At 62.8% G+C, this 16428-nt stretch carries 13 protein-coding genes; 7 read left to right on the plus strand and 6 right to left on the minus strand.

Features of this window, described 5'->3' with window-relative positions; all coding sequences use genetic code 11:
• Positions 1-25: 25 nt before the first annotated feature.
• A complete protein-coding gene (locus JQ611_RS19170) occupies positions 26-766 on the minus strand; it encodes a 3-deoxy-manno-octulosonate cytidylyltransferase (protein ID WP_212267021.1) in 741 nt (246 codons plus the stop codon).
• A 210-nt stretch (positions 767-976) separates the two neighbouring features.
• Here JQ611_RS19170 and JQ611_RS19175 point away from each other — a divergent pair, with 210 nt between their 5' ends.
• The 6 genes from JQ611_RS19175 to JQ611_RS19200 all read left to right on the plus strand — a co-directional run bounded on the left by JQ611_RS19175 (position 977) and on the right by JQ611_RS19200 (position 9443).
• Entirely contained in the window at positions 977-1525 is a 549-nt protein-coding gene (locus tag JQ611_RS19175) for a cytochrome c family protein (protein ID WP_212466277.1), read from the plus strand.
• 212 nt (positions 1526-1737) lie between these two features.
• Positions 1738-3639, plus strand: coding sequence for an extracellular solute-binding protein (locus JQ611_RS19180; protein ID WP_212466278.1), 1902 nt, complete (start codon positions 1738-1740; stop codon positions 3637-3639).
• A gap of 8 nt (positions 3640-3647) precedes the next feature.
• On the plus strand, positions 3648-5522 hold the full coding sequence (locus JQ611_RS19185; RefSeq protein WP_212466333.1) for an extracellular solute-binding protein: 1875 nt from the start codon (positions 3648-3650) through the stop codon (positions 5520-5522).
• Positions 5523-5525: 3 nt separating this feature from the next.
• On the plus strand, positions 5526-6632 hold the full coding sequence (locus JQ611_RS19190) for a microcin C ABC transporter permease YejB (protein WP_212466279.1): 1107 nt from the start codon (positions 5526-5528) through the stop codon (positions 6630-6632).
• Positions 6632-7810: an ABC transporter permease gene (locus tag JQ611_RS19195; protein ID WP_212267029.1), complete on the plus strand. Its 1179-nt coding sequence runs from the start codon at positions 6632-6634 to the stop codon at positions 7808-7810. Before JQ611_RS19190 ends, JQ611_RS19195 begins: the two co-directional genes overlap by 1 nt.
• A gap of 7 nt (positions 7811-7817) precedes the next feature.
• Positions 7818-9443 carry an ABC transporter ATP-binding protein gene (locus tag JQ611_RS19200; RefSeq protein WP_212267031.1) on the plus strand — a complete coding sequence of 542 codons (1626 nt, stop codon included), beginning with the start codon at positions 7818-7820 and terminating at the stop codon, positions 9441-9443.
• A 56-nt stretch (positions 9444-9499) separates the two neighbouring features.
• Here the strand turns inward: JQ611_RS19200 and JQ611_RS19205 are convergent, their stop codons facing one another.
• Together JQ611_RS19205 and JQ611_RS19210 are read right to left on the minus strand one after the other, a co-directional pair.
• Complete coding sequence (locus JQ611_RS19205; RefSeq protein WP_212466280.1) at positions 9500-10342, minus strand: NlpC/P60 family protein; 843 nt, start codon at positions 10340-10342, stop codon at positions 9500-9502.
• Positions 10335-11717: a M17 family metallopeptidase gene (locus tag JQ611_RS19210; RefSeq protein ID WP_212466281.1), complete on the minus strand. Its 1383-nt coding sequence runs from the start codon at positions 11715-11717 to the stop codon at positions 10335-10337. Before JQ611_RS19210 ends, JQ611_RS19205 begins: the two co-directional genes overlap by 8 nt.
• 212 nt (positions 11718-11929) lie before the next feature.
• Here JQ611_RS19210 and JQ611_RS19215 point away from each other — a divergent pair, with 212 nt between their 5' ends.
• On the plus strand, positions 11930-12757 hold the full coding sequence (locus JQ611_RS19215; protein ID WP_212267036.1) for a tetratricopeptide repeat protein: 828 nt from the start codon (positions 11930-11932) through the stop codon (positions 12755-12757).
• A 234-nt stretch (positions 12758-12991) separates the two neighbouring features.
• Here JQ611_RS19215 and JQ611_RS19220 read toward each other — a convergent pair whose 3' ends face one another.
• Genes JQ611_RS19220 through JQ611_RS19230 form a run of 3 tightly spaced genes read right to left on the minus strand, consistent with a single transcriptional unit; the run spans position 12992 to position 16428 of the window.
• Positions 12992-13972 carry a type II secretion system F family protein gene (locus JQ611_RS19220; protein WP_212466282.1) on the minus strand — a complete coding sequence of 327 codons (981 nt, stop codon included), beginning with the start codon at positions 13970-13972 and terminating at the stop codon, positions 12992-12994.
• A 9-nt stretch (positions 13973-13981) separates the two neighbouring features.
• Positions 13982-14959 carry a type II secretion system F family protein gene (locus JQ611_RS19225; protein WP_212267041.1) on the minus strand — a complete coding sequence of 326 codons (978 nt, stop codon included), beginning with the start codon at positions 14957-14959 and terminating at the stop codon, positions 13982-13984.
• Entirely contained in the window at positions 14959-16428 is a 1470-nt protein-coding gene (locus JQ611_RS19230) for a CpaF family protein (RefSeq protein WP_212267043.1), read from the minus strand. The genes JQ611_RS19225 and JQ611_RS19230 overlap by 1 nt, the downstream gene beginning before the upstream one ends.

The following is a 16428-nucleotide window of genomic DNA, read 5'->3' on the forward strand; positions in this document are numbered from 1 at the left end:
CTTTCTGGGGCCTTGTATCAGCCGTTCAGGTTTTGGCCAGGATCTGGCGGGCGGTTTCGAGGTCGGCCGGGGTATCGACGCCCCGCGGGACCGTGTCCACGATCATGACGTCGATCCGCATGCCGGCTTCCAGCGCCCGGAGCTGCTCGAGTTTCTCCTGCTGTTCGAGCGGCGAGGGCGGCAGCGCCACAAAACGCTCCAGCGCAGCGCGGCGGTAGGCGTAGAGGCCGATATGATGGTAGCGCGGCCCGACGCCGGTGGGCGCCGTTGCCCGGGTAAAATAAAGCGCGCGCAACCTTCGCGGGGCGATCGGCGAGCCGACCGCCTTCACCACATTCGGATTGTTGGCTTCTTCCTCGGTGTGAATCTCGGCCGCCAGCGTTGCGATATCGACCGCGGGGTCGGCAAGCGGCGGCAGCACGTCGCGGATGTTGTCGGTCGAAATGGTTGGAAAATCACCCTGCAGATTGACCACGATCTCGACCTTGCCCTCGGGATCGAGGGTTCTCAGCGCCTCGTAAATCCGGTCCGATCCCGAAGGGTGTTCGGGGCGGGTCATGACGGCTAGGCCGCCATGGGACGTCACGGCGGCGGCGATTTCCGCCGTGTCGGTGGCGACCGCGACCCGGCCGATGTTGGCGGCTTCCGCCCGCCGCAGCACATGGACGATCATCGGCACCCCGCCGATATCCAATAGCGGCTTGCCGGGCAGCCTTGTGGCGGCCATGCGGGCGGGAATCAGCACCAGGTTGCGGGTTTCGGTCATCGGGCGCGAGGTCACGGGCTAGCGAAAACAGGCCGGAAATAATGGGGATTGGCGGAAAGTCGGGGCGTTTATACGGGTTGCCAGAGCCCGGGCAAACCGATATCTCAACCCTGCTGAGGGTGCGGCGCGAAAGCCTGATTCCTGAGGCTAAACCGCGGCCGTTTTGCCGGCCTTTAAGTCGATCCTTTAAGGCCTGGAGCCTGAGCCACTATGGACTCCTTCGAACTCAACAAGATCATCGGCGCCATTCTCGCCACCTGCATTCTCGTCCTGGTGACGAGCTTTGCCGCCAACGCGATTTTCGCGCCCCATCTGCCGGAAAAGCCGGGCTTCGAGATTGCCGTGAAGGAAGCCGCGTCCGGCGGAGCCAAGGAAGCGGCGGCGCCGTCCGAGCCGATCGAGAAATTGCTGCAGACCGCTTCGGTTGAAAAGGGCCTCGGCGCCGCCAAGAAGTGCGCGGCCTGCCACACCTTCGAAAAGGGTGGCCCCAACCGCGTCGGCCCGAACCTGTTCGGCGTCATCAATGAGAAGAAGGGCGAGGGGAAAGCCGGCTTCAACTTCTCGGCCGCGATGAAGGGCAAGGGCGGCACCTGGACCTTTGACGACCTCAACAAGTTCCTCGCCAATCCGAAGGCCTTTATTCCGGGCACCGCGATGGGCTTTGCCGGCATCAGCAAGGACAGCGAGCGCGCCGACGTGATTGCTTATCTGGCCACGCTGGCGGACAAGCCGGTCCCGCTGCCGACGGCGGCGAAATAACGTTTCGACAGTCCTGCACGGACTTCTGCGGCACGACGGCCAGGCATTGCCTGGCCGTTTGCGTATGATGATCGCGTTGTTGTTATCGGGACGTTTCGCCGCACCGGCGTTGTTCCACGGTTGATATCATGAGGAAAAAGCAACGTAATTTGCCGAACCCTTGCCTTATATTGGGTCCTCAGTAGCGCTTCTCAGCAACAGGAATTCTGCCTTTGGCGATCACCCGACGACATCTCCTGCAAGGCGGCGCGGTCGCCGCGATGGCTCCGGCGCTGGGGCTCAACACAAATGTTTCCGCGATCGGAACGGCGCATGCGCAATCCGCGCCGGACGGACTGAAATGGCGGCACGGCGTATCGACCTTTGGCGACATCAAATACCCCGCCGATTTCAAACGTTACGACTACGTCAATCCCGACGCGCCCAAGGGCGGCGTCGTCCGCATGTTCGAACTCGGCACCTTCGACAACTTCAATCTTGTGGTCGATGGGCTGAAGGGATCACTGGCTGACGGGGTCAGGCTGATCTCCGAGACACTGACGACCCGGTCGCTCGATGAACCGTCGACCGCCTACGGATTGCTCGCGGAGGCTGCCGCATACCCCGACGATTTTTCGTATGTCATCTACCGATTGCGCGCGGCCGCGCGCTGGCACGATGGCAAGCCCGTGACGTCGGATGATGTCATCTACTCGTTCGAGGTGATGAAAAAGAACAGTCCGATGTACAGCACGTACTACCAGCATATCGTCAAGGCCGAGCAGGTCGGCGACCGTGAGATCAAGTTTACCTTCGATGGTCCCGGGAATCGCGAGCTGCCAAGCATTGCCGGCGAACTTCCCGTGCTGCCCAAGCACTGGTGGGAAGGAAATGACCCCCAGGGACGCAAGCGTGACGTGACCGCGACCACGCTGGAGATTCCGCTGGGGTCGGGACCCTATCGCGTCAAGGAATTTGTCGCGAGCCGATCGGTCGTGCTGGAGCGCGTCCCCGACTATTGGGGCAAGGACGTTCCGGTATCGGTCGGAAAGAACAATTTCGAACAGATCCGGTATGAATTCTTTCGCGACGATACCGTCGGACGCGAGGCTTTCAAGGGCGACCAGCTGGACTGGTTTACCGAGCGTAGCGGCAAACAATGGTCGACCGCCTACGATTTTCCCGCGGTGAGCGACAAGCGGGTCATCAAGGAAAAATTCGTCAATTCGAGTTCGGGGGGGATGCAGGGTTACGCGTTCAACCTTCGCCGGCCGCTATTTGCCGATGTCAGGCTGCGCCGTGCTTTCAATTTTGCCTACGATTGGGAGACGTCGGACCGACTGCTCTCGAACGGGGAATACCACCGCGACAACAGCTATTTCGACGGTATCGCCGAATTCATGGCCACTGGTCTCCCGGAAGGCGCGGAACTGAAAATTCTCGAATCGCTGCGCGACAAGGTGCCTGCCGAACTGTTCACGACGCCGTACAAGAATCCGGTTGGCGGTAATGACGACGCGGCTCGCAACAATCTTCGTGAAGCCACGCGCCTCCTCAAGGAAGCAGGGTTTGAAACGCGCGATCGCAAGCTGGTCGATGCGGCAGGTCAGCCCGTCAGCGTCGAGTTCCTGAGCCAGGCCCAGGGTGACGAGCGCAGTATCCTCTTCTACAAGCCCTACCTTGAGCGGCTCGGCATCACCGTGAACATCCGCACGGTCGACAGCGTGCAATACCAGAACCGCTTGCGCAGTTTCGACTTCGACATCGTGACGACCGTTTGGGGACAGTCGCTGTCACCGGGCAACGAGCAGCGCGATTTCTTCGGGTCGGAATCCGCGGACCGGCCCGGTTCGCGCAATATTCCCGGCATCAAGAATCCCGCGGTCGATGCCCTGATCGAGCGCATTATCTTTGCAAAGGACCGCGCCGACCTGGTCGCGAGTTGCAAGGCGCTGGATCGGGTCTTGCTCTGGAACGCCTACGTCGTCCCGCAATTCGCCGGCGGATTTCAACGCGCCGCGCGCTGGGACCGTTTCAGTCGTCCGGAGCCTTTGCCCAAATACGGCGTTTCGGGCTTTCCCACACTTTGGTGGTGGGACACGGCTAAGGCGGCCAAGACGGGTGGTCGATCTTGAACCGAATCATGCGCGGGCCGCTGTTGTCTCGCCGCCGGGCGCTCGGCCTCGGCGTTCTAGCCCTGAGTGCAGCAAAATTTCGTCCCGCGTCCGCCGACAATGGTGGCACCGAGATGCACGGCATGTCGGTCTTCGGCGACCTGAAATACCCGGCTGACTTCAAGCATTTCGACTACGTCAATCCGGATGCGCCGAAGGGTGGCTTGTTTTCCACGATCCCGTCCACCCGCGCCTACAATCAGTCCTTCCAGACGTTCAATTCGTTCAACGCCTTCGTCCTCAAGGGCGAAGGCGCCAAGGGCATGGAGCTGACCTTTGACGCGCTGATGGCGCGCGCCAATGATGAGCCCGACGCGATGTATGGCCTTGCGGCGAAGTCGGTGTGGATTTCATCCGACAAGCTCACCTACCGCTTCACCATGCGTCCCGAGGCTCGCTTTCGCGATGGCTCGAAGCTGACGGCGCATGACGTCGCCTTCTCGCTCAACACGCTGAAGGAAAAAGGCCACCCGCTGATTGTGGTCCAACTGCGCGACATGGTGAAGGCCGAGGCGCTCGACGATGCGACGGTGGCCGTGATGTTTGCACCAAACCGCGCGCGCGACGTACCGCTCTATGTCGCGAGCCTGCCGATCTTCTCCAAGGCCTATTACGCGACGCGGTCATTCGAGGAATCGACCACCGATATCCCGCTCGGCTCGGGACCGTACAAGGTCGGCAAATACGAGATCAACCGGTTCGTCGAGTACGAGCGCGTCAAGGATTGGTGGGCGGCCGATCTGGCCGTCAACCGCGGCAGCTACAATTTCGACGCCGTGCGCTATGAATTCTATCGCGACCGCGATGTCGCGTTCGAAGGCTTTACCGGCAAGAATTATCTCTACCGCGAGGAATTCACGGCGCGCATCTGGGCCACCCGTTACGATTTTCCCGCGATCAAGGACGGTCGGGTCAAGCGCGAGACCCTGCCGGATGAACTGCCCTCGGGTGGACAGGGCTGGTTCTTCAACACCCGTCGCGACAAGCTCAGGGATCCCAGGGTACGCGAAGCGGTCATCAACGCATTCGATTTCGAATGGACCAACAAGACCGTGATGTACGGCGCCTATGCGCGCACGGTTTCGCCGTTCCAGAATTCGGACATGGTGGCGACCGGGCTGCCGTCGCCTGAAGAGCTGAAGCTCCTCGAGCCGTTCCGCGGGCAGGTGCCCGACGAAGTGTTCGGTGAGCCGTTCGTGCCGCCGGTGTCGGATGGCTCCGGCCAGGACCGCACCTTGCTGCGCAAGGCCGGGCAGTTGCTGCAGGACGCGGGACTTGTAGTGAAGGACCGCAAGCGCCTGCTGCCGAACGGCGAGGTCTTGAAGATCGAGTTTCTGCTCGACGAGCCCTCGTTCAAGCCGCATCACGCGACCTTCATCAAGAACCTGGAACTGCTCGGGATCGAGGCAGAAATCCGGCTGATCGATGCCGTGCAGTATCGCGCTCGCGTGGAATCGTTCGACTTCGACATGACGACGATGCGCCTGAGCATGTCGCCGACGCCGGGCGACAGCCTGCGGCCTTACTTCACATCGCATGCGGCGGCCACCAAGGGATCGTACAATCTGGCGGGAGTAGCCAATCCTGCAATCGACGCGCTGGTCGACAAGGCCATCGGCGCCGAAACGCGTGCCGATCTGACGATCGCGTGCCGTGCGCTCGATCGGGTGTTTCGGGCCGGCCGCTATTGGGTGCCGCAGTGGTTTCGCACCAACCACCCGATCGCCTATTGGGATCAATTTGACCACCCGCTCAAGCCGGCACGCTACGCGCAAGGCACCGGGGCGCCGGAGAACTGGTGGTACGACCCCAACAAGGCTTTGAAACTCGAGCAGGCGAAATAATACATGGCCGCTTATATCGCCCGCCGTATTTTTCTGATGCTCCCGACGCTGCTCGGCATCCTGTTCGTGTCGTTCATCGTGGTGCAGTTCGCCCCCGGCGGTCCGGTCGAGCGTGTACTCGCGCAGCTCTCCGGCGCCGATACCGGCGGCACCTCCAGAATATCGGGCGGCGGCGGCGATATGGGCCCGCGCGGCCAGGTCGGCGCGTCGGCGGATGCCGTCAGCTCGAAATACCGTGGCGCGCAGGGGCTCGATCCGGAATTCATCAAGAAGCTGGAAGCGCAATTCGGCTTCGACAAGCCGGCGTATGAGCGCTTCGCTCTGATGGTGTGGAATTTCGCGCGGTTCGATTTCGGCAAGAGCTATTTTCGCGATGTCAGCGTGATCCAGCTGATCAAGGAGAAACTGCCGGTCTCGATGTCGCTCGGGATCTGGATGATGCTGCTCACCTACCTGATCTCGATCCCGCTCGGCATCCGCAAGGCGGTGCAGGACGGTTCACGATTCGACACCTGGACCTCGGCCATCATCATCATAGGCTTTGCGATTCCCGGCTTCCTGTTCGCGATCCTGCTGATCATCCTGTTCGCCGGCGGCTCGTTCTTCAACATCTTCCCGCTGCGCGGCCTGACCTCGGACGGCTGGGCGCAGTTCCCCTGGTACTGGAAGATCATCGATTATTTCTGGCACATCACGCTGCCGCTGATCGCGATGGCGCTCGGCGCCTTCGCTACCATGACGCTGTTGACCAAGAACTCGTTCCTCGACGAGATCCGCAAGCAATATGTGATGACGGCGCGCGCCAAGGGCTGCGGTGAACGGCAGGTGCTGTACAATCATATCTTCCGCAACGCCATGCTTATCGTGATCGCGGGTTTTCCGAGCGCGTTCATTCACGCCTTCTTCTCCGGCTCGCTGTTGATCGAGACCATTTTCTCGCTCGACGGGCTCGGCTTGCTCGGTTTCGAGAGCGTGCTGAACCGCGACTATCCCGTTGTGTTCGGTACGCTGTTCATCTTTTCGTTGGTCGGCCTCGTGGTCAACCTGATCTCCGACCTCGCCTATATGTGGGTCGACCCACGGATCGACTTCGAGGCGCGTGAAGTCTGATGACGATCACCGCGCCCCAGCCGGTCGAAGCCACGACGCAATCGCCGCTCGGCGAAGCCGTGCCGATGACGCGCCATGCCTTCACGCCGTCGCCGCTCAACCGCCGCCGCTGGCAGAATTTCAAGGCCAATCGCAGGGGTTACTGGTCGTTCTGGATCTTCATGGTCCTGTTCGTGATCTCGCTGTTTGCGGAGCTGATCGCCAACGACCGGCCGTTCCTGATCAAATATGAAGGCCATCTCTACTGGCCCGCCTTCTTCAGCTATTCGGAGACCACCTTTGGCGGCGATTTCGAGACCGCCGCCGACTACCGCGATCCGTACTTGCAGAAGCAGATCGCCGACAAGGGCGGCACCATCGTCTGGCCACTGATCCGCTACTCCTACACCACGCATAATCTCGACCTGCCGACGCCGGCGCCGTCGAAGCCGACCTGGATGCTTACCGAGGCCCAGTGCGCGGAGGTGGTGAAGAAGAAAGGCCTCAACGGCTGCAGCGACCTCGAATACAACTGGCTCGGCACCGACGACCAGGGCCGCGACGTGGTCGCACGTCTGATCTACGGCTTTCGCATCTCTGTCTTGTTCGGCCTGACCTTGACGATCTTCTCCTCGATCATCGGCATCGCCGCCGGCGGCGTGCAGGGTTATTTCGGCGGCATGACGGATCTGCTGTTTCAGCGCTTCATCGAGATCTGGAATGCGATTCCCTCGCTCTATCTGCTCCTGATCATCTCGGCGGTGCTGCCGCCGGGCTTCTTCATCCTGCTCGGCATTCTCCTGCTGTTCTCCTGGGTGTCGCTGGTGGGGCTGGTGCGCGCGGAGTTTTTGCGCGGCCGCAATTTCGAATACATCCAGGCCGCAAGGGCGCTCGGCGTCTCCAATGCCAGGATCATGTTCCGCCATCTGTTGCCGAATGCGATGGTGGCGACCATGACGTTCCTGCCGTTCATCGTGTCGTCGTCGGTGATGACGCTGACGGCGCTGGACTTTCTGGGCTTCGGCCTGCCGCCGGGCTCGGCGTCGCTGGGTGAAATGCTGTCGCAGGCAAAAGCCAATGTGCAGGCGCCCTGGCTCGGACTCACCGGATTCTTTTCGGTCGCGATCATGCTGACGCTGTTGATCTTCATCGGCGAGGCCGCACGCGACGCCTTCGATCCGCGCAAGACGTTCAGGTAAGGGCAGCATGGACGCCATCAACCAGCCTCTGCTCGATGTCCGCGATCTCTCGGTGGCGTTCGGCGACACCCTTGCGGTGGATCATGTCTCGTTTTCGATTCGGCGCGGCGAGTGCGTGGCCCTCGTCGGCGAATCCGGCTCCGGAAAATCCGTCAGTGCATTGTCGATCCTGAGGCTGCTGCCATACCCGACGGCCTCGCATCCTTCCGGCAGCATTCGCTTTCGCGGCCAGGATCTGTTGACGGCGCCCGAGAACGAGATGCGCGGAATCCGCGGCAACGACATCTCGATCATCTTCCAGGAGCCGATGACCTCGCTCAATCCGCTCCATACGATCGAGGCGCAGATCGGCGAGATACTGTCTCTCCACAACGGCGTCCGCGGCGCGATGGCGCGGGCGCGCACGCTCGAACTCTTGACCCAGGTCGGCATTCCCGATCCGGACCGGCGGCTGCAAAGCTATCCGCATCAATTGTCCGGCGGCCAGCGCCAGCGCGTCATGATCGCGATGGCGCTCGCCAATGAGCCGGACCTGTTGATCGCGGACGAACCGACCACGGCGCTGGATGTCACGGTGCAGGCCCAGATCCTGGCGCTGCTGGCCGAAATCCGCACGCGGCTCGGCATGAGCATGCTGTTCATCACCCACGATCTTGGCATCGTCCGCCGCATCGCCGACGTCGTCTGCGTCATGAATGGCGGCAAGATCGTCGAGCAGGGGCCGGTGGAACAGGTTTTTACGGCGCCGAAGCATTCATACACACGAGACTTGCTCGCGGCCGAACCAAAGCCCGACCCGGCGCCGCCGCGGCCCGATTCGCCGGTGGTGATGTCGGCGGATAATTTGAAGGTCTGGTTTCCGGTCAAGCGCGGCCTGCTGCGCCGAACGGTCGACCATATCAAGGCGGTGGATGGCGTCAGCCTTGCGGTGCGCAAGGGCGAGACGCTCGGCGTTGTCGGCGAGTCCGGTTCCGGCAAGACCACGCTCGGCCTCGCGCTGCTGCGGCTGATCTCGTCGGACGGGCCGATCGTGTTCCTCGGCAACAACATCCAGAGCCTGCGTTTCAAGGCGATGCTGCCGTTCCGCCGCGACATGCAGATCGTGTTTCAGGATCCGTTCGGCGCGCTCAGCCCGCGCATGTCGGTCGGCGATATCGTCGCCGAGGGTTTGAGCGTGCATCAGCCCAAGCTGACATATGAGGAGCGCGAGGCGCGCGTCATCAAGGCGCTCAGGGATGTCGGCCTCGACCCCAAGACCCGGTTTCGCTATCCGCATGAATTCTCCGGCGGCCAGCGCCAGCGCATTTCCATCGCGCGCGCGGTGGTGCTGGAGCCGGATTTCGTCGTGCTGGACGAGCCGACCAGCGCGCTCGACATGCTGTTCCAGGCCCAGATGGTCGACCTCTTGCGCGAGCTGCAGCGCAAGCGCGACCTCACCTACATGTTCATCTCGCATGATCTGCGCGTGGTCGCCTCACTGGCGAGCCATCTGATCGTGATGCGTCACGGCAAGGTGGTGGAAGAAGGGCCGGCGGCCGAGCTGTTCAAGAATCCGCAGAGCGACTACACCCGCGCGCTGTTCGCCGCCGCGTTCCGGATCGAAGCCGTGCCTGACGGGACGGTGGATATTTAGATAGCGTTTTCGAGCGAAGTGGACACCGGTTCGCTTAAAGAAAACGCGTCAAAGAACTAAAGCCGCTTGATCGCCGTGACTTCGCTGCCTGCCGCCTTGATGCGGGCGATGGCCTCCAGCGTATTTTCGATCGCCGTGGCCATGTGATGTGCATTGGCGTGCACCATGGTGTCGGCGTCGCGCACGATCGCGACATGGCCCTTCCAGAAGATCAGGTCGCCGCGTTGCAGCTTTTTGGTCTCGGAAGGATTCAAGGCGCGGCCGAGGCCGTCTTGCTGCATGTCGCTGTCGCGCGGGCAGCCGGTGCCGGCGGCGGTCAGCGCTATCTGCACCAGGCCGGAGCAATCGATGCCGAGGCTGCTCTTGCCGCCCCACAGATAGGGCGTGCCGACGAATTTTTCCGCGACCGCAACGAAATCCTTCTCCATCGTCTCCAGGCCGCCGACGTGGCGGCGCGGCAGGTACCAGCCTTCGCGCGTCACGGCGAACGCGCCGTCTTCGCGCGCCACCGTAAGCAGCGCGCCCATCGACAGCGTATCCACCGGCGGCAGCTTGATCGACGCAGCCGGAAACGCAAAGGTCCGCAACGCCGTGACCTTGTGGGTCGGTGCAGCGGATGGTTTGCCGAGCGCGGCGTCGGGAATCCAGCCGACATAGCCGTCGCTGCCCAGTTGGCCCCAGGCAAAACCTTCGCCATTGCGGTCGTAGATCGTGACGCGTTCGCCTTTCAGCGCCTGCGTCAGCAACGCGGCATCGGCGGCCGGCGCCTCGCGCAGCGGCGCGATCGCATCGACCACACAGAATTCTTCGCCGGTCACAAAACGCGCCGCCTTGACCTTGCCTTCGAGATATTTGGCGGCCAGATCAGGGCGTGCCGGGGTCAGGCGTGGATCATCCATAGCGCTCACTCAGCAATTTGTAGATCGCGCGCGCGGCCTGGCATTCGCCGCCCTCGGGGCGCGCGGGTTTGGCCGAGGGGGTCCAGCCGTAGATATCGACATGCAGCCAGCTTTTGGCGTCGGTGACGAAGCGCTGCAGGAACAGCGCGCAAATGATCGAACCGGCGAAACCGCCCGACGGCGCGTTGTTGATATCGGCGACTTTCGAATCCAGCCAGGAATCGTAAGCCGGCCACAGTGGCATGCGCCACAACGGATCCCGCTCCCCGGTTGCGAAACGCGCAACGTCCTGCGCCAGCGTCTCATCATTGGTGTAAAAGGGCGGTAAATCCGGCCCCAATGCAACACGCGCCGCACCGGTCAGGGTTCCCAGATCGACCAGCAGATCCGGCTTCTCTTCGCAGGCAAAGGCCAGCGCGTCGGCGAGCACCAGCCGGCCCTCGGCGTCGGTGTTGCCGATCTCGACGTTAAGCCCCTTGCGCGACCTGAAGATGTCGAGCGGACGGAAGGCGTTGCCGGCGACCGCGTTTTCGACCGCGGGGATCAGCACCCGCAACCGGACTTTCAGCTTGGCGTCCATCACCATCTGGGCCAGCGCCAGCACGTTGGCCGCACCTCCCATGTCCTTCTTCATGATCAACATGCCGCTGGAGGGTTTTAGATCGAGCCCGCCGGTGTCGAAGCACACGCCCTTGCCGACCAGCGTCACCTTGGGATGCGCAGGATCGCCCCAGCTCATATCGATCAGCCGCGGCGCGCGCGTCGAGGCCATGCCGACGGCGTGGATCAGCGGGAAATTCTGTTGGATCAGTTCGTCGCCGACGATGGCCTTGAAGCTGGCGCCGAAGCGAGCCGCGAGGTGCTCGGCGGCTGCCGCCAGCTGCTCCGGTCCCATGTCGTTCGATGGCGTATTGATGAGGTCGCGCGCCAGCGAGGCCGCTTCTGCCATCCGCGCGATGTCTGATATGTCGACGCCATCGGGCGGCACCAGCCGAACATCGGGGCGGTCCGCCTTGCGATAGCGGCCGAAGCGATAGCTTCCGAGCGCGAAAGCGAGCGTGGCGAGGCGCGTGTCGTGCGGCGCATTGGCGAAGTGATAGACGCCCGGTGGCAGCAGGCCGGGCAGCGCGCCGGGCCGGAACAGGTCACGGGATTTGCTTGCCTCCTCTTCGAGACCGAAGATGACCTGCGCAATCTGTCCGTCGGGCGAGGGGAGCGTCAGGCACTTGCCGGGCTTGGCGGAAAAATCGTTGGCGAGAGCAAATTGCTGGGCGTGTGGAGGAAGCTCCTTGCTGACCGTGGCCCATGTCGCCTTGGTGGCAAAATAAATCGGAATGCTGGAAGCGGCGGGCGCGGTCTCGAACGGGGATTGCATGCTTGTCTCGCGGAATGGAGCGGGCTCGGTCAGCTGCCGAGGTTGCAGGATATTCGTGTGACTTCAATGGCGAAGCTGCAAAATTGTGGGTCAAAAGCCGTCGGGGGCCCAACGCAGAGCCGCAGCTCCCGCCTGCCGATTAACCAGCCGTTAGGGTTAACAGTCTATTGCTGGCGTGTTCGGCTCCACCCGAAATCGTGAGTTGAAGTGCCATGCGTCCATCATCCAGCCTTGTCCGGCCCAATGTGGCCCGGTTTCTCGCCTCCGCGGCCGTGACGGCGATTTTGGCCGCAGGCCTTGGCGGCTGCCAGACCATGTCCGATGTGACGGGCGCGCTGACCCAGAAGTCCAGCAGCGCCGCCGCTCCCGCCATTCCCGACGATCCGCGTCGGGCCGTCGAAGTCTATGGCGAGCGCTATCGCGCCAATCCCAAGGATGCCAACGCCGCCCTGGCCTATGGCCAGGCGCTGCGTGCCTCAGGCCAGCGTTCGCAGGCCGCCGCCGTTCTCGAACAGGCAACCATCGCCCATCCCGGCAACAAGGCGCTGCTCGCCGGCTATGGCCGCGCGCTCGCCGACAACGGCAATTCGCAAGCCGCCTTCGACGTCCTCAGCCGCGCCCATTCGCCCGACAATCCCGACTGGCGCATCCTCTCGGTGCAGGGCACCGTGCTCGACAAGCTGGCCAAGCACGACGAAGCCCGCCGCTATTACGCCAGCGCGCTGAAGATCGCGCCGGAAGAACCGTCGGTGCTGTCCAATCTCGGCCTGTCCTACATGCTGACGCGCGAATTGCCCGACGCCGAGGCGACGCTGCGGCGGGCCTATGGCAATCCGCGGGCGGACGCGCGGGTGCGGCAGAATCTGGCGCTGGTGGTCGGCCTGCAGGGTCGCTTCGCCGAGGCCGAGACCATCGCCAAGGGCGATCTGCCGTCCGAGGAGGCCGCGGCGAACGTGGCCTATTTGCGGGAAATGCTGAGCCGCAAGGATCCGCGCGGCGGCAAGACCGTCCCGGTTGCCGCGCTCAATCGGCCCGACTGACAGCCGCGCGGCGGACCGATCGGCCCGGACCGCTCAATCCAGATTTTCCGCCGGACTAATCCCGATTTAGAACGCTTTCGAGCGGAGCATGCTCCCCGGACTTGATCCGGGGGTGGCTGCCGGTTCGCACAGCAATCGAGTTTACGCGGTTTGCGTGCTCATCTGCGGTAGAAAGCGCGCCAAAGCAGCTATCGGTTCTGATTCAATCAGAACCGATGATGCTTTAGAGAATCGTCAGAGGATCGTCGTCGTCTGCAGCTTGATGTAGGTCGGCCCGAGAATGACGATGAACAGGCACGGCAGGAAGAACAGGATCATCGGCACGGTCAGCTTCGGCGGCAAGGCGGCCGCCTTCTTCTCGGCCTCGTTCATGCGCATGTCGCGGTTTTCCTGCGCCATCACGCGCAAGCTCTGGCCGAGCGGCGTTCCGTAGCGTTCGGACTGCTGCAAGGCCAGACAGACCGATTTGACGCCGTCGAGGCCGGTACGCTTCGCCAGGTTCTCGTAGGCCACCTTGCGGTCCTGCAGATAGGACAGTTCGGCCGTGGTCAGCGCGAATTCTTCCGACAGCGCCACCGATTGCGAGACGATTTCGGTGGAGACCTTGCGAAAGGCGACTTCGACCGACATGCCGGACTCGATGCAGATCAACAGCAGGTCGAGCGCGTCGGGGAACGCGCGCTTGACGGAAAGCTGGCGCTTGGTGATCGCGTTCTGCAGGAACAGCATCGGCGCCTGCAGCCCGAAATAGGCCGCGCCGACGCAGATGCCGATCTTGACCGGCATCGATTTGTCCATGTGCGTGATCACGAAGACGTAGAGGACCGCGCCGATGAAAAGCACGATCGGCGTCACCGCGCGGGCGAACAGGAACGTGACGTAGGGCGCGTGGCCGCGGTAGCCGGCCATGATCAGCTTGTCGCGCGCGGCTTCCTGTGCCAGCCATTTGGTCAGGTTGAAGTCTTCCACCACCTTGGATACCAGCTGCTTCGGGCTCTGGCGCAGCGATACTTTTTCCGTTTTTGCAAGACGGTCGCGCTCGCGCTGCCGGATGCGTTCGCGCTCGCTGGCGACCGCTTTCATGCGCTTGGCGAGGCCTTCGCCGGCAAACAGCGGCGTGACCAGCGTGTAGGCGGTCAGGGTCGCGGCAATGGCGGCCAGGAACATGGTCATGAACCGGGCGTCGTGCATCTTGTTTATGAGGAACTCAATCATGTTACACCGTCAGAAGTCGAAGTTGATCATTTTCTTCATCACGAGAACGCCGATCGTCATCCAGCCAACGCAGCACACAAGCATGAATTGGCCGAGCCGGTCGGTCCACAGCAGCGAGATGTATTCGGGCGTCGTAATCCAGACCAGCACCATCACGACCGGCGGCAGAGAACCGATGATGGCGGCGGAGGCTTTGGCTTCCATCGACATCGCCTGAATTTTCTCCGCCATCTTCTTGCGGTCGCGCAGCACCTTCGAAAGGTTGCCGAGCGCTTCCGACAGGTTGCCGCCCGATTTCTGCTGAATCGCGATCACGATGCCGAAGAAGTTGGCTTCCGGCACCGGCATCCTTTCATAAAGGCGCGCGCAGGCTTCGCCGAGCGGCATGCCGATGGTTTGGGTCTCGATGATGGCCAGGAACTCGCTCCTCAGCGGCTCCGGCGAGTCGGCCGCGACCACCTTGATCGATTCGAACAGCGGCAGTCCGGCCTTGATGCCGCGGACGATGACGTCGACGGCGTCCGGCAGCGCTTTCAAAAATGCCTTTTCGCGCTTTTTCTTGAGATAGCCCAGCAGCCAGCGCGGCAGCCCGAAGCCCGCGCCGAAGGCCATGCCGAGCGCGCCCAAAACGCCGCCGCCGACGCTGAACGCGGCGAAGCCGGCGACCGCAGCCAGGGCGCCGGAGATGATCCAGAATTTCTGCGTCGACCAGGAAAGTCCGGCCTGGGTGATGCGCGTGCTCAGGGGAATGGATTTTTCCTTCAGCCGGCGCGACTCGAGATCCTTCAGCGATCCCTCGACCTGTTCGCGGCGTGAACGCTGGCTCTTGTCGGCCTGACGCGCTGCCGCGGGTTCGGACCGCGCGATCGAGGCGCGGCGCGATTCCGCTTTCTTCTCGCCGGACAGCATCGGGTAGACGAAGACCCAGGCGATGCCGCCGATCGCGGTGAATGCGAGAAAGGCCAGTGCGAGCGCTTGAATGGACATCAGCGTGCTCCGGGTTCAGCTGTGACTTCGGCGGCATCGAGCGCGGCCGCGAGCCGCTTCTCCTCGCCATAATATCGCGCGCGTTCCCAGAACCGCGGGCGTCCGATGCCGGTCGAGCGATGCTTGCCGATGATCTTGCCGTTGGCGTCTTCGCCGATCATGTCATACAGGAACAGGTCCTGGGTGATGATGGTATCGCCTTCCATCCCCATCACCTCGGTGATGTGGGTGATGCGGCGCGAGCCGTCGCGCAGACGCGCGGCCTGCACGATGACGTCGATCGAGGCGCAGATCATCTCGCGAATGGTGCGGGACGGCAGCGAAAATCCGCCCATCGTGATCATCGATTCGCAGCGCGACAGGGCTTCACGCGGGTTGTTGGCGTGCAGCGTTCCCATCGAGCCGTCGTGGCCGGTGTTCATCGCCTGCAGCAGGTCGAACGCCTCGGGTCCGCGGACTTCGCCGACGATGATGCGTTCGGGCCGCATACGCAGGCAGTTGCGGACCAGTTCGCGCATCGTGACCTGGCCTTCGCCTTCGATGTTGGGTGGCCGGGTTTCCAGCCGCACCACGTGCGGTTGCTGCAGCTGAAGCTCGGCGGCGTCTTCGCAGGTGATGACGCGCTCGTCATGCTCGATGAACTGGGTCAGGCAGTTCAAGAGCGTGGTCTTGCCGGAGCCGGTGCCGCCGGAGATCAGCACGTTGCAGCGGACGCGGCCGATGATCTGGAGGATTTCCGCGCCTTCCGGCGAGATCGCGCCGAACTTGACCAGCTGCTCGAGGGTCAGCTTGTCCTTTTTGAATTTGCGGATGGTGAGCGCGGGCCCGTCGATTGCCAGCGGCGGCACGATGGCGTTGACGCGGGAGCCGTCGGCGAGACGCGCGTCGCAGATCGGCGATGATTCGTCGACGCGCCGGCCGACCTGGCTGACGATGCGCTGGCAGATGTTGAGCAGTTGCTGGTTGTCGCGAAACCGGATGCCGGTCTTCTGGATCTTGCCGGCGACTTCGATGAACACCGTGCCGGCGCCATTGACCATGATGTCGGCGATGTCGTCGCGCGACAATAGCGGCTCCAGCGGACCGTAACCGAGCACGTCGTTGCAGATGTCGTCGAGCAGCTCTTCCTGCTCGGCAATCGACATCACGATGTTCTTGATCGCGATGATCTCGTTGACGATGTCGCGGATTTCCTCGCGCGCCGACTCGCCGTCGAGTTTGGCGAGCTGGGCAAGGTCGATCGCCTCGATCAGGGCGCCGAAGATCGTGGCTTTGACCTGGTAATAATTGTCGGAGCGCCGCGCTTCCATGGCGGGCGCCGGCGGCGGTTTCGAGGGCGCGATCGGCGGGGAAGAGACGGTCGGCGCGGCCATTTCGCGCGAAACGGCCGCCACGCCGGAGGGCTCCGGCGCGTGAATGGCGGGCTTCGGCGCCCGCGTGTCGTTGTCTCCGCTACGCTTACCAAACAC

The sequence above is a fragment of the Bradyrhizobium sp. AUGA SZCCT0182 genome (assembly GCF_018130185.1).
Classification (GTDB): Bacteria; Pseudomonadota; Alphaproteobacteria; order Rhizobiales; family Xanthobacteraceae; genus Bradyrhizobium.